The 13,240-nt window shown below is 60.5% G+C and carries 11 protein-coding genes; 5 read left to right on the plus strand and 6 right to left on the minus strand.

The window, feature by feature from the left end; translation table 11 throughout:
- Positions 1–36 precede the first annotated feature (36 nt).
- The 6 genes from AB5Y59_RS14230 to ccoN form a co-directional block, all read right to left on the minus strand.
- Positions 37–2,433: a heavy metal translocating P-type ATPase gene (locus AB5Y59_RS14230; protein WP_139736346.1), complete on the minus strand. Its 2,397-nt coding sequence runs from the start codon at positions 2,431–2,433 to the stop codon at positions 37–39.
- A gap of 88 nt (positions 2,434–2,521) precedes the next feature.
- Positions 2,522–3,010, minus strand: coding sequence for a FixH family protein (locus AB5Y59_RS14235; protein ID WP_045524884.1), 489 nt, complete (start codon positions 3,008–3,010; stop codon positions 2,522–2,524).
- A gap of 113 nt (positions 3,011–3,123) precedes the next feature.
- Positions 3,124–4,113 carry a cytochrome-c oxidase, cbb3-type subunit III gene (ccoP, locus tag AB5Y59_RS14240; protein ID WP_010674776.1) on the minus strand — a complete coding sequence of 330 codons (990 nt, stop codon included), beginning with the start codon at positions 4,111–4,113 and terminating at the stop codon, positions 3,124–3,126.
- Positions 4,113–4,292, minus strand: a complete 180-nt coding sequence (locus AB5Y59_RS14245; protein ID WP_010674775.1) for a CcoQ/FixQ family Cbb3-type cytochrome c oxidase assembly chaperone — start codon at positions 4,290–4,292, stop codon at positions 4,113–4,115. Before AB5Y59_RS14245 ends, ccoP begins: the two co-directional genes overlap by 1 nt.
- Positions 4,293–4,303: 11 nt before the next feature.
- A complete protein-coding gene (gene ccoO, locus AB5Y59_RS14250; RefSeq protein ID WP_010674774.1) occupies positions 4,304–4,918 on the minus strand; it encodes a cytochrome-c oxidase, cbb3-type subunit II in 615 nt (204 codons plus the stop codon).
- Between the two features lie 18 nt (positions 4,919–4,936).
- Entirely contained in the window at positions 4,937–6,361 is a 1,425-nt protein-coding gene (ccoN, locus tag AB5Y59_RS14255) for a cytochrome-c oxidase, cbb3-type subunit I (RefSeq protein WP_010674773.1), read from the minus strand.
- Between the two features lie 279 nt (positions 6,362–6,640).
- On the opposite strand from ccoN, the gene AB5Y59_RS14260 reads away from it, so the two are divergent.
- The 5 genes from AB5Y59_RS14260 to pepN all read left to right on the plus strand — a co-directional run bounded on the left by AB5Y59_RS14260 (position 6,641) and on the right by pepN (position 13,190).
- On the plus strand, positions 6,641–7,099 hold the full coding sequence (locus tag AB5Y59_RS14260) for a hypothetical protein (RefSeq protein WP_124243803.1): 459 nt from the start codon (positions 6,641–6,643) through the stop codon (positions 7,097–7,099).
- 108 nt (positions 7,100–7,207) lie between these two features.
- Positions 7,208–7,666, plus strand: coding sequence for a GAF domain-containing protein (locus tag AB5Y59_RS14265; RefSeq protein ID WP_139736345.1), 459 nt, complete (start codon positions 7,208–7,210; stop codon positions 7,664–7,666).
- 101 nt (positions 7,667–7,767) lie between these two features.
- Complete coding sequence (proQ, locus tag AB5Y59_RS14270) at positions 7,768–8,412, plus strand: RNA chaperone ProQ (protein WP_010674770.1); 645 nt, start codon at positions 7,768–7,770, stop codon at positions 8,410–8,412.
- A gap of 8 nt (positions 8,413–8,420) precedes the next feature.
- Positions 8,421–10,436, plus strand: coding sequence for a carboxy terminal-processing peptidase (gene prc / locus AB5Y59_RS14275; protein ID WP_045524882.1), 2,016 nt, complete (start codon positions 8,421–8,423; stop codon positions 10,434–10,436).
- A 129-nt stretch (positions 10,437–10,565) separates the two neighbouring features.
- Positions 10,566–13,190: an aminopeptidase N gene (pepN, locus tag AB5Y59_RS14280; RefSeq protein ID WP_368212199.1), complete on the plus strand. Its 2,625-nt coding sequence runs from the start codon at positions 10,566–10,568 to the stop codon at positions 13,188–13,190.
- Positions 13,191–13,240 lie beyond the last annotated feature (50 nt).

The raw sequence follows: 13,240 nt of genomic DNA on the forward strand, positions 1-13,240 counted from the left end.
GAGGTGCCGCCACCCGGGAGGATGCCAGATGGCTGCTCACCGGTTGAGCCGCATGGAGTTGGTGACCACGATGAGGGAGCTCAGGGACATGCCAGCAGCCGCCAGATAAGGGGGGAGCCAGCCACTTGCCGCCAGCGGCAGCACAAGCAGGTTGTAGCCGATGGACCAGGCAAAGTTCTCCTTGATGATCTTGCGAGTGCGCAGGGCCAGGGCCCGGGCGGCCAGCAGACGAGAGAGATCGTCGGCAAGCAGGATGGCGTCGGCGCTGTTCTTGGCCAGATCCGTGCCCCCCGCCATGGCAAAAGACGCGTGAGCGCCAGCCAGCACAGGGGCGTCGTTGATGCCATCTCCTACCATGATGCTGATATCCCCGGCCGCTTCCCGGGCCTTGAGATAGGCCAGTTTGCCGTCCGGGGTGACCCCTTTTACCAGCTCATCGACCCCCAGTTCGCGGGCCAACATGTCCGCTTGGTCCGAACCGTCGCCGGTGAGGATGGTGGTCTTGAGGCCTGCCTCCTTGAAGGCCTGGATCAGCGCACCGGCATCGGGGCGCAGCGTGTCGGCCAGGATGAAACGGGCCAGCAGACCGTGTTCATCGGCCAGATAGATGGCCAGCCCTTGAGCGGCATTCTCTTCTTGCGCCAGTTCGAGCCAGCGTGCACTGCCGATGCGGTAATGCTTGCCCTCAATCACTCCCTGCACGCCGTGGCCGATGACGGGGGTGACGTCGCTGGCGGCGAGCGGCACCCCGTCCGCCAGTGGTTTGCTTCGAAACGCACGGGCGATGGGATGCTCGGAGTAGGTCTCCAGGGCCTGGGCGAGGGCGAGGCAGCGGGCTGCGTCGAGCTCGCCGAGGGGCTGGGTGTTCACCAGGCTGATGTTGCCCGTGGTCAGAGTTCCCGTCTTGTCCATCACGATGCGGTTGGCTCGGGTCAGAATGTCCAGCACGTGGCCGCGGCGCAGCAGGATGCCTCTGCGGGTCAGGTTGGCAGTGGCCGTGGTCAGTGCGGTCGGGGTGGCCAGCGAGAGGGCGCAGGGACAGGTCGCCACCAGCACCGCCAGGGTGACCCAGAAGGCCCGCTCGGGCTGATGAAAATGCCAGAAGGTCCAGACCGCTGCCGCAATGATCAGGAGCACCAGGATAAAGTGGCGCGACAGCACGTCCGCCAGTTGGGCGATGGCGGGCTTGTCGTCCAGAGCATGATCCTGCAGGCGCATGATCTGGGCGAGACGCGACTCTTCAATGGGATGGCTGACCCGGATCTCCAGGGGGGCATCGGTATTGATGGTGCCTACATAGACGGGATCCCCGGCCTGCTTGAGCAGAGGCAACTGTTCGCCAGTCAGCATGGATTCGTTGAGGCTGGCCTGGCCCAAGGTGACGATGCCGTCTGCCGGCAGGGTGGCCCCCGCGAGTACCCGCACCCTGTCTCCGACTCGCAGCGTCTTGGCGGCCACCTCGTGTTCGCCGTCATCATCGATGCGGGTCGCCATGATGGGCACCAGACGCGCCAGGTTGGAGCTCGACTCCGACGCCTTGCGCCTCGCTCGCAGTTCCAGCAGACGGCCCAACAGCAGGAAAAAGACGAACATGGTGATGGAGTCGTAATAGACCTCACCCGTGTTGAAGACCGTGGCCCAGATGGAGGCGACGAAGGCGCCGATCAGTGCCAGCGACACCGAAACATCCATGGAGAGGTGCCCCTGCTTCAGGCTGCGCCATGCCCCCACGTAAAAAGGCTGGGCCGAGTAGATCATGATGGGGGTGGAGAGCAGAAGGCTTATCCACTTGAAGTAGATCATGAACTCCTCTTCCACGCTGATGAAGAGGTCCATGTAGAGTGCTACGGCGCACATCATCACCTGCATGGAGCCAAGGCCGGCCAGCGCCATGCGGAACATGTAGCTGCGCACCTCTTTGGCGTAGAGCGCTTCCTGCTGATGAGTCTGGAAGGGATAGGCGCGATAGCCGACCCTGGCAAAGCCCTTGAGAATGTCGCTCAAAGAGAGCTGGGCCGGATCCCACTTGATGCGGGCGCGATGGGTGGTGGTATTGACGTTGATGTAACGCAGACCGCGCAGGGTCATCAGGTGCCGCTCGATGAGCCAGGCACAGGCGGCGCAGGTCAAACCTTCCACCGTCAGTTGGATCTCGCGCGTAGTTTCGCGACCCGTACCGGTGTCGGTGACGAACTCCTGCTGCACCTCCGCCAGATCGTAGTGGGTGAGGGCGGCGAGCTCTTCGGGCACCAGTTCCCCCTTGATGCCGGGAGCGGTGCGGTGTTCGTAATAACTGGCGAGGCCGCATTCGAGAATGGTCTGTGCCACGGCCTGACAGCCAGGGCAACACATCGGCTGAACGATGCCTTTGATCTCGAGAGTAAAGTTACTGCCAGTGGGAACCGGTTCACCACAGTGAAAACAGCCGGTCATGGTGATCATCCCTCTTTGATGCAGCCCTGCAGGCCGGGTCGGGGAGAAGGGCGGCTGACCGGCGTGCCGATCACCCTGCCTTCGTGATTCAACGTCCCTTGGGATCGAGCTCAATCGCTGCCTGAGTCGGCAGTTGTGCCGTCTCCTGGAGGCGCCATTCATGGTTGAAGGCATCGACCCGCACGTGCCACTTGCCGGTGAGGGGCTTGTCCAGCATCAGGCGATAGACTCCCTTGCCATCGGCCGTCAGCAGATGTTCGCTGTCCAGGCCCGCCAACGTGGGATGAAACAGGGAGAGGTGCAGTGCCTGCCCGGGGGGGAAATCCCCGGACAGTGGATTTAACGTCAGCTCCTTGTCGCTGACATTGAGGGCGATACGGATGCCGAGCGCCTCGGCGCGATCGAACTTGCTGAGATCCTGGTTAATCTCCTTGCCCTGCTTGTAGTAGTCCTCCGCTACCAGGTTGACCCCATCCTTGCTGGCAATGATGGCGGTGGCGATGCTGCCTACCACGGCGGCGCAGGGGAGGGCGATGATGAACCAGGGCCAGAATTGGCGATACCAGGGTTGAGTCATGATGCTACCGAAACAAATGGTTAACGAAATGGCGGTAATTCAGCCAACACAAGATAACAAAAAGCCTCGAAGAGTCGAGGCTTTTTGCTGATTAATCACGTGCTTATCACATGTTACTGCTGATTTTGCCGATCGTTGTGGGACAAGCTGTAAACGTAGGAAGCGAGCAGATGTACCTTGTCTTCCCCCAGAATGTCCTTCCAGGCCGGCATCACGCCGTGGCGCCCGTGGGTGATGGTCTGTTCGACCACCTGACGGGAGCCGCCATAGAGCCAGATGTTGTTGGTGAGATCCGGTGCGCCGAAGGCGATGCCGCCCTTGGCATCCGGACCGTGGCAGGCGGCGCACATGGCAAAGCGTGCTTCCCCTTTCTTGGCTTCCACCAGATCAACCTTGCGACCGGAGAGGCTCAGCACATAGGAGGCAACCTCCTTCACCCCGTCCTGACCCAGGATCTCGCCCCAGGCGGCCATGATCCCCTGACGACCGCCCATGATGGTGGTCTTGATCTGGTCGGGGGCGCCGCCCCACTGCCATTCGCTGTCGGTCAGGTTCGGGAAACCGCGGCCACCGCGGGCATCGGAGCCATGACACTGGGAACAGTTTTGCAGGAACAGGCGCTGACCCACCTTCAAGGCTTCCGGATCCTTGGCGATCTCGGTGATCTCCTTGTAGCTCTTGCCGTCAGCCTGATAGGTCAGCTCGCGGAACTTGGCGCCGTAGATCTCGTCGGCCTTGGCGAGTTCCCGGTCGTATTCCACCGCGCGTCCTTCGGCCTTGGCGGAAGCCGCCGCTGCCTTGGACTCGGCCAGGGAACGCACATCCTGGTTGGAGCTCTGCCAGCCCAGCAGACCCTTGAAGTTGCCAAGGCCCGGGAAGGCGAGCAGGTAGATGAGCCCGGTGACGATGAAGAAGAGGAACATATAGGACCACCACTTCGGCAGGGGATTGTTGATCTCCTCGATGCCGTCGAAGGTGTGACCCATGGGTTTGCCCTCTTCGGCCCCCATCTTGTCCTTCATGCACCAGGCCAGCAGCAGGAAGCAGCCGAGAATGGTGCCAAGGCTTATGACGGTCACAAAAATGCTAAACAGAGTGCTCATTATTGCTTCGCTCCTGCGTTCTTGTTATCAGCACTGGGTTGCTCGTCATCGGCAAAAACCAGGTTGGCGGCCTCGTCGAAAGAAGCCTTGCGGCGCTTGCTGTAGGCCCAGACGATGATGCCAATCATGATGACCATCAGCAGCAGGGTATACAGGCCGCGAAATGTGCCGTAATCCATATCCCGACTCCTTATTTCAGGGCATGGCCCAGTGATTGCAGATAGGCGATCAGCGCATCCAGCTCGGTCTTGCCCTTGACGGCCTCACCGGCACCGGCGATGTCGGCATCGGTATAGGGCACGCCGAAGTGATCCCGGAACAGAGCCAGCTTCTTGCCGGTCAGCTCGCCGCTCAGCACATTGGTCTCGAGCCAGGGGAAGGCCGGCATGTTGGACTCGGGCACCACGTCGCGCGGGTTGATGAGGTGGGCGCGATGCCAGTCATCGGAGTAGCGGCCGCCGACCCGGGCCAGATCCGGGCCGGTACGCTTGGAGCCCCACAGGAAGGGGTGCTCCCACACGCTCTCGCCGGCAACCGAGTAGTGGCCGTAGCGTTCGGTCTCGGCGCGGAATGGGCGGATCATCTGGCTGTGGCAGACGGTGCAGCCTTCGCGGATGTAGATGTCGCGTCCTTCCATCTGCAGGGCGGTGTAGGGCTTGAGGCCCTCCACCGGCTCGTTGGTCTGCTTCTGGAAGAACAGGGGGGTGATTTCCACCAGGCCCCCCAGGCTGATGGCGAAGATGATGCCAATGACCAGCATGGGGACGCTTTTTTCAAAAATCTCGTGACGGTTGTTGTTGCTCATGCTTTAAACCCCTTCAAATCAGGCTGGCTGTGCGACGGGTTCCAGAGAACCCTTGGGCGCAGTGACGGTGCGATAGGCGTTGTAGGCCATCAGCAGCATGCCGGTGACGAAGAAGCAGCCACCCAGGAAGCGCACGAAGTAGAAGGGATAGGAAGCTTGCAGCGCCTCCACGAAGCTGTAGGTCAGGGTGCCGTCGTCGTTGACCGCACGCCACATCAGGCCCTGCATCACACCGGAAATCCACATGGCGACGATATAGAGCACGGTGCCCACGGTGGCCAGCCAGAAGTGGACGTTGATGAGCTTGATGCTGTACATGCGCCCCTGCCCGAACAGGTTCGGGATCAGGTGGTAGACGGCACCGATGGACACCATGGCAACCCAGCCCAGGGCACCGGAGTGAACGTGACCGATAGTCCAGTCGGTGTAGTGGGAGAGGGCGTTGACGGTCTTGATCGCCATCATGGGGCCTTCGAAGGTCGACATACCGTAGAACGACAGGGAGACGATCAGGAAGCGCAGGATGGGGTCATAACGCAGCTTGTGCCAGGCACCCGAGAGGGTCATGATGCCGTTGATCATGCCGCCCCAGGAGGGCACGAACAGGATGAGGGACATCACCATGCCCAGCGACTGGGCCCAGTCAGGCAGGGCGGTATAGTGCAGGTGGTGCGGACCGGCCCAGATATAGAGGGAGATCAGCGCCCAGAAGTGCACGATGGAGAGGCGGTAGGAGTAGACGGGGCGACCCGCCTGCTTGGGCACGAAATAGTACATCATGCCAAGGAAGCCCGCCGTCAGCAGGAAGCCCACCGCGTTGTGGCCATACCACCACTGCACCATGGCATCCATGGCACCGGAGTACATGGAGTAGGACTTCATGCCGGAGAGCGGCACTTCCATGTTGTTGACGATGTGCAGTACGGCCACCGTGATGATGAAGGCACCGAAGAACCAGTTCGCCACATAGATGTGGGAGGTGGTGCGCTTGACCAGGGTGCCGAAGAAGACGATGGCATAGCTCACCCAGACCACGGCGATGGCGATGTCGATGGGCCACTCCAGCTCGGCGTACTCTTTGGAGGTGGTGTACCCCAGCGGCAGCGAGATGGCTGCAGACAGAATGATCGCCTGCCAGCCCCAGAACACGAAGGAGGCGAGGGGACCACCAAACAGTCGGACCTGACAGGTGCGCTGCACCACGTAGAAGGAGGTGGCCATCAGGGCGCTGCAACCAAATGCGAAGATGACCGCATTGGTATGCAGGGGACGCAGACGGCTGTACGTCAGCCAGGGGGTGTCGAAGTTGAGGGCAGGCCAGATCAGCTGGGCTGCAATCAATACACCCACCGACATGCCGACGATACCCCAGACAATCGTCATGACGGTGAACTGGCGCACAACGGTGTAGTTGTACTCAGGGTGGTTTGTTGTATGGCTCATCGTTGTATTCCGCTTCCGATGCTGTTGTTTGTGTTGCCCGGTGTCCTGGGCCATTTTCACCCCGGTTTTGCAAAATCCTCTCGTTAACGTCTGTTAATAAAAGGAAAAGCAAAAGGTGGTTAAATGAAAATCCATTGAGAATGATACTGAAATGACCGGTAAAATAACAGTACAAACAGTGATATATTTGGCTCCAGCGGGTCTCATGTCCGCCAGTTTTTACCTTGCGCCAGATCACGAAAATTACATTTTCAAAGTACCTTACAGAGCTGTTTTTTCATGAAAGAGAGACTCACTTCACGCAAAATCGTCCACCTGTCCATGGTGCTGGTCATTTTGCTCTCCCTGATGGCCTATCGAACCTGGTTTTCAGGCACTGGAAGCGACCATGCAGAGGGCACCAATGTTCAGATTTGTGATCTGTCCCACAGCCCCTGCCGCCTCATCGTCGGGGATCGCCCGCTGACGGTCAGCATCGATGGCTTGCCGATCCGCCCTGAACATGACTTTGTCCTGCGCCTTCAAGGGGGTGTGCCGGCCATCACGCCGGTCAAGGCCTGGCTCGAGGGCAAGGATATGTTCATGGGGCTCATCCCCGTGCTGTTTGAACCCAGCCAAACGGGGTGGCGAGGGGTGACCCAGGTGGGAAGTTGTACGACCGAGGCGATGGACTGGCTCCTGACCATCGAGTGGAGCAATGGCCAGCGCCATCAACTGACGTTGGGCGCGGCACGTTGAACGGACTCTCATCGGGCCCCAGGAGGGGGGATAATTGAAAATTGATTTGAAATTTTCAGGCAGGACGGTACCTTGCATTGATTATCAAGGAGTGAAGTTCATTTAATCATGATTGAAAAACAAGCATTTTATCGCACGCTCAACCAGCAGGCCCAGGCATTGCTGGAGGGCGAACCCGACATGATCGCCACCCTGGCAAACCTGTCTGCCCTGCTCAATCAGGAACTGGCTGACATCAACTGGGTTGGTTTCTACCTGCTGCAGGGCGAGACCCTGGTGCTCGGCCCGTTCCAGGGCAAGCCAGCCTGTGTGCGCATCCCGGTCGGGCGCGGCGTCTGTGGCACTGCGGTTGCCGAGGGCAAGACCCAACTGGTGGACGACGTGCACCAGTTCGCGGGGCACATTGCGTGCGATGGTGCCAGCAACTCGGAAATCGTGATCCCGCTGCACCGTGGCGGGGAGATCATCGGGGTGCTGGACATCGACAGTCCAATTTTTAACCGCTTTGACGAGCAGGACCGGATTGGCCTCGAAGAAACGGTGCAAATTTTGGAAAGCATGCTCTAAGTCATTGCTAGATGGTTCGCAAAAGGTCCCAAGCTCTCTATAATGGGGCCTTTGTTGTGTTCGGGCATGCCCGTGCGTCTATATGAAAGCCAAGGTTATACATGGAAAACACTGAAAAGCTGAAGAACAGTAAAGAGATCGTCGCCTACCTGGTCGAGAAATTCCCGGCCTGCTTCATCGCTGAAGGAGAGGCCAAGCCACTCAAGATTGGCATCTTCCAGGATCTGGCCGCGCGTCTTGCTGATGACGAGAGAGTCTCCAAGACCATGCTGCGCTCTGCTCTGCGTCAATACACCTCCAGCTGGCGTTACCTGCATGGCCTCAAGGCTGGCCAGGCCCGTGTCGATCTGGACGGCAACCCGGGCGAGCTGCTCACCGAAGAGCACATCGAGCATGCCAAACAGGCGCTCAAGGAGAGCAAGGAACGTGTCTTTGCCAGCCGCCGCACCAACACCAAGGAGAAGGAAGACAAGCCCAAGCAGCCGCGTCGCAACGCGCCGCGCAAGGCTGACGCTCCCCGCTCCGACAAGCCCAAGTCCGCCCCTGCTCCCAAGGCTGCACCGGTCGCCGATGCGCCGCTGGTGAAAGTGGATGCCGCTACCCTGAAAGTCGAGCAGGGCGTGCGCGTCGTGCTGGGCAAGTCCCCTGTGCCTGCGACCATCAAGGAAGTGACCAAGGATGACGTACAGGTTCAATTGCAGACCGGCATGATGTTGCGGGTCAAGTTCGAGCATCTGGTTCTCTAAGGAGACGAATGTTGAAGCATGGCGTGATTCGTTTTTCACTCGTTGCCTGTAGCCTGGCGCTTGCCGGGCTCGCACAGGCCATCGAGCCGGTGCTCAAGGAAAGTGATTTGCCTGTGTTGGCTCAAGAGAGCCAACATGCTACGGCCAGCAAGCGAATTGCCAATCTGTTTACCCGCTCCCACTACAAACAGTTCAAGCTGGACGACGCCTTTTCCTCCGTGATCTTTGACAAGTATCTGGAGAATCTGGACTACAGCCGCAACCTGTTTCTGGCCTCTGACATCAGCCGTTTTGAGAAATATCGTACCGGTTTTGACACCGACCTCGAGCGAGGACGACTGGCTCCGGCCTACGAGATGTTCAACCTGAGTCAGCAGCGGCGGTACGAGCGGTTCGAATACGCCCTCAAACTGCTCGACACTCCCTTCGATTTTACCCAGAAAGACAATTACGTCTTCGATCGGGAAGGGGCTCCCTGGCCCAAGGATGAAGCCGAGCTCAACGAGCTGTGGCGTCAGCGGGTCAAGTTCGATGCCCTGAGCCTGAAGCTCAGCGGCAAGGAGTGGCCCGAGATCAAGGAGCTGCTTGGCAAGCGTTACAACAACGCCATCAAGCGGATGTCCCAGACCGAGAGCGAGGACGTGTTCCAGCTCTTCATGAACTCCTTCGCCCGCGCCATTGAACCGCACACCAGCTATCTGTCTCCGCGCAGCGCCGATCGGTTCAACACCGAGATGAACCTCTCGCTGGAGGGGATTGGTGCCGTGCTGCAGGCGGAAGATGACTTCACCGTCATCCGCTCCCTGGTGCCCGGCGGCCCGGCGGCCAAGTCCAATCACCTGAAACCCGATGACAAGATCACCGGGGTGGGGCAGGACGACGGCAAGATTGTGGATGTCATAGGCTGGCGTCTTGACGACGTGGTCGAGCTCATCAAGGGGCCCAAGGGCAGCAAGGTGAAGTTGGAGATCCAGCGCGGCAAGGGCGCGACCGCCAAGACCGAGCTGGTGGAGCTGGTGCGTGACAAGGTGCGTCTGGAAGACAGAGCCGCCAAGTCCAAGGTGATCACCGCCGAGGGCAAGAAGATCGGTGTGCTCGAGATCCCGAGCTTCTACGTCAACCTGCACGACGACGTGATCAAGGAGATCTCCAGCCTCAACAAGCAGAAGATCGACGGCCTCATCGTCGATCTGCGCGGCAACGGCGGCGGTGCCCTGACGGAAGCTTCCGCCCTGAGCGGTCTCTTCTTTGCCAGCGGCCCCGTGGTGCAGATCCGTGATCACATGGGTCGCATCACCGTCAATGGCGACGACGACGGCAATGTCTACTACGGTGGCCCCATGTCGGTGATGATCGACCGCTACAGCGCCTCGGCCTCCGAGATCTTCGCCGCCGCCATGCAGGACTATGGTCGTGCGCTGATCCTCGGCGAAAACTCGTTCGGCAAGGGGACGGTGCAGCAGCATCGCAGCCTCGCCAAGGTCTATGACTTCTACGAGCAGCCGCTGGGTCACGTGCAGTACACCATCGCCAAGTTCTACCGTATCGATGGCGGCAGCACCCAGAACAAGGGGGTTGCTCCCGATATCGCCTTCCCGACCGCAGTGGCGCCGGGTGAGACGGGGGAGAGCCGCGAGTTCAACGCCTTGCCCTGGGACAAGATTGCCTCGGCCAGCTACGAGCGACTGGGGGACTTCTCCAGCCTGCTGCCCAAGCTGAAATCGGCCCACGAGGCGCGGATCACCAAGGATCCGGAATTTGCCTATGTGCTGCAGGACATCAAGGAGTATCAGGCGGACAAGGACAAGAAGTCGGTCTCCCTGAACGAAGCCGAGCGGCTGGCTGAACAGGCCAAACAGGACGAGAAGGCGCTGGCGCGAGCCAACGAGCGGCTGACCCGACTTGGCAAGCCGACGGTGAAGAGCCTGGATGAACTGCCGACCGATTTCGAGGCACCTGACGAATACCAGGTGGAAGCCGCCAACATCACGGCGGATCTGGCCACCCTCAGCAAGAAGAGCTGATGCTGGCAACGAAATGACAAGGGCGACTCGGGTCGCCCTTTCTTTTGCCTGAATGCAAACTATTTGACCCTGTCCGAGCCTTGTGACAGCCTCTGACACGTCAATAACAAAGCGTGGAAGCACACAATAATGACTGAACAACCTCAGGCCATGACGGCTAAATATCGCCAGGATTACCAGGCTCCCCTCTATTGGTGTGACAGCCTGGATCTCGATTTTCAGCTGCAAGAGCCCCTGACCCGGGTCACCGCCATCTCCCGTTTGCGTCGCAGCGGCGATCACAACGAACCCCTGGTGCTGGACGGCGAGGGGCTTGACCTTGTCAGTGTCAGTGTGGATGGCGTGCCCTATCAGCAATACGAGCAGGGAGAGAGCTGTCTGACCCTGTTCAACCTGCCGGCCGAGTGCGTGCTGACCGTGGTTACCGACATCGATCCCGCCGCCAACACGGCGCTGGAGGGGCTCTACAAATCCGGCGATGCCTATTGCACCCAGTGCGAGGCCGAGGGCTTTCGTCGTATCACCTATTACATGGACAGGCCGGACATCCTGGCCCGTTACAGTACTCGCATCACCGCCGACAAGGCCAAGTACCCCTATCTGCTCTCCAACGGCAACAAGGTCGCGAGCGGCGATCTGGACGACGGTCGCCACTTCGTGCAGTGGCAGGATCCCTTCCCCAAACCGAGTTACCTGTTCGCCCTGGTGGCCGGTGACTTCGATGTGGAGCGCAACCACTTCATTACCAAAAGCGGCCGCCAGGTGGCGCTCGAGATCTTCGTGGACAAGGGCAACCTGGACCGCGCCGGTTTCGCCATGGAGAGCCTTATCAACTCCATGCGCTGGGACGAGCAGCGTTTCGGCCTCGAGTATGACCTCGACATCTACATGATCGTGGCGGTGGACTTCTTCAACATGGGGGCCATGGAGAACAAGGGGCTCAACATCTTCAACTCCAAGTTCGTGCTGGCCAACCCGGCCACTGCCACCGATGCGGACTACCACGGCATCGAGCGGGTGATCGGTCACGAATATTTCCACAACTGGACCGGCAACCGCGTCACCTGCCGCGACTGGTTCCAGTTAAGCCTCAAAGAGGGGCTGACGGTGTTCCGGGATCAGGAGTTCTCCTCCGATCTGGGGTCGCGCGGCGTCAACCGCATCAACAACGTGCGCACCGTGCGCGGTCCGCAGTTTGCCGAAGATGCCGGCCCCATGGCCCACCCCATCCGCCCGGATGTGGTGATCGAGATGAACAACTTCTACACCCTGACCGTCTACGAGAAGGGCTCTGAAGTGATCCGCATGATGCACACCCTGCTGGGGGAGGACGCCTTCCAGGCGGGCATGCGCCTCTACTTCGAGCGTCACGACGGCTCTGCCGCCACCTGCGACGACTTCGTGCAGGCGATGGAGGATGCCTCCGGGGTGGATCTCGTTCGCTTCCGCCGCTGGTACAGCCAGTCCGGCACCCCCGAGCTCACCGTGACCGACGAGTACGATGCCACGAGTGGTGTTTATCGTCTGCACGTGAGCCAGCACACCCCGCCGACCCAGGATCAGCCACAAAAGCTGCCGCTGCATATCCCCCTCGACATCGAGCTCTACGATGCGCAGGGTGCCGTCATCCCGCTGCAATATCAGGGCAAGGCCATCGGCAATGTGCTGGACGTGCTGGAAGCACAGCAGACTTTCGAATTCGATCGGGTGCCGGTCAGACCGGTACCCTCCCTGCTACGGGACTTCTCCGCCCCGGTCAAGTTGCACTATGACTACAGCGACGAGGCCCTTGCCTTCCTGATGCGCCATGCCCGCAACGAGTTTGCCCGCTGGGATGCGGCGCAGATGCTGATCAACAAGGCGGTGATCGACGGGGTGGCGCGGGTCCAGCACGGGCAGGGGGTTGAACTCTCCCACACCCTGCTGGCGGCCTTTGTCGCCATTCTGGACGAGGCTGCGCTGGATCCCGCCCTCAAGGCAGAGATCCTGGCCCTGCCGGGAGAGGCGACCCTGGCCGAGCTGTTCGAGGTGGCCGACATCGACGCCATCCACCAGGTGCGCAACGGGATCCAGGCCGCACTGGCCCACGCCTTCGGCGACCGCCTGCTGGCGTGCTACGAGAGCCTGCGCCTGCCGGCTTATCAGGTGGTCCATGCCGACATGGCCAAGCGGGCCCTCAAGGGCGTGGTGCTGGGTTATCTGGCGGCGCTGGATGCCGCGAAGGCCGATACCCTGGTGCGCGAGCAGTACGGGGCCGCCGACAACATGACCGACACCCTGACGGCACTCCAGGTGGCCAACAGCCATCTGCTGCCGTGCCGCGCAGCGCTTTTGGCCGACTTCGAAGGCAAGTGGGCCAAGGATGGTCTGGTGTTGGACAACTGGTTGCGACTGGTGGGCTCCAAGCCGGCGGAAGACGTGCTGGAGGAGGTGAAGCTGGCGATGGCGCATCCCACTTTCAGCATCCGCAACCCGAACCGGTTGCGGGCGCTGGTGGCCAGTTTTGCCATGAACAACCAGGTGCAGTTCCACGCCGCCGATGGCAGCGGCTATCGCTTCCTGACCGATCTCTTGATCGAGCTCAACGAGGTCAATCCTCAGGTGGCGTCCCGCCTCATCACCCCGCTTATCCAGTTCAAGCGGCTCGATGAGGGGCGCAAGGCGCTGGTTCGCGCCGAGCTGACCCGCCTGGCCAACCTGGACGGGCTGGCGCGGGATCTGTTCGAGAAGGTGAGCAAGGCGCTGGCACAGTAAGCGTCACGACGGCGGGCAGGGGAGTCTGGCTCTCCTGCCCGTTTTTCATG

The organism is Aeromonas sp. s10, from assembly GCF_040907975.1.
Lineage (GTDB): Bacteria > Pseudomonadota > Gammaproteobacteria > Enterobacterales > Aeromonadaceae > Aeromonas > Aeromonas caviae.

Coding starts and splice junctions, on each gene's coding strand:
- AB5Y59_RS14230 (WP_139736346.1), bottom strand. CDS start 2,433: ATGACCGGCTGTTTTCACTGTGGTGAACCGGTTCCCACTGGCAGTAAC.
- AB5Y59_RS14235 (WP_045524884.1), bottom strand. CDS start 3,010: ATGACTCAACCCTGGTATCGCCAATTCTGGCCCTGGTTCATCATCGCC.
- ccoP (WP_010674776.1), bottom strand. CDS start 4,113: ATGAGCACTCTGTTTAGCATTTTTGTGACCGTCATAAGCCTTGGCACC.
- AB5Y59_RS14245 (WP_010674775.1), bottom strand. CDS start 4,292: ATGGATTACGGCACATTTCGCGGCCTGTATACCCTGCTGCTGATGGTC.
- ccoO (WP_010674774.1), bottom strand. CDS start 4,918: ATGAGCAACAACAACCGTCACGAGATTTTTGAAAAAAGCGTCCCCATG.
- ccoN (WP_010674773.1), bottom strand. CDS start 6,361: ATGAGCCATACAACAAACCACCCTGAGTACAACTACACCGTTGTGCGC.
- AB5Y59_RS14260 (WP_124243803.1), top strand. CDS start 6,641: ATGAAAGAGAGACTCACTTCACGCAAAATCGTCCACCTGTCCATGGTG.
- AB5Y59_RS14265 (WP_139736345.1), top strand. CDS start 7,208: ATGATTGAAAAACAAGCATTTTATCGCACGCTCAACCAGCAGGCCCAG.
- proQ (WP_010674770.1), top strand. CDS start 7,768: ATGGAAAACACTGAAAAGCTGAAGAACAGTAAAGAGATCGTCGCCTAC.
- prc (WP_045524882.1), top strand. CDS start 8,421: ATGTTGAAGCATGGCGTGATTCGTTTTTCACTCGTTGCCTGTAGCCTG.
- pepN (WP_368212199.1), top strand. CDS start 10,566: ATGACTGAACAACCTCAGGCCATGACGGCTAAATATCGCCAGGATTAC.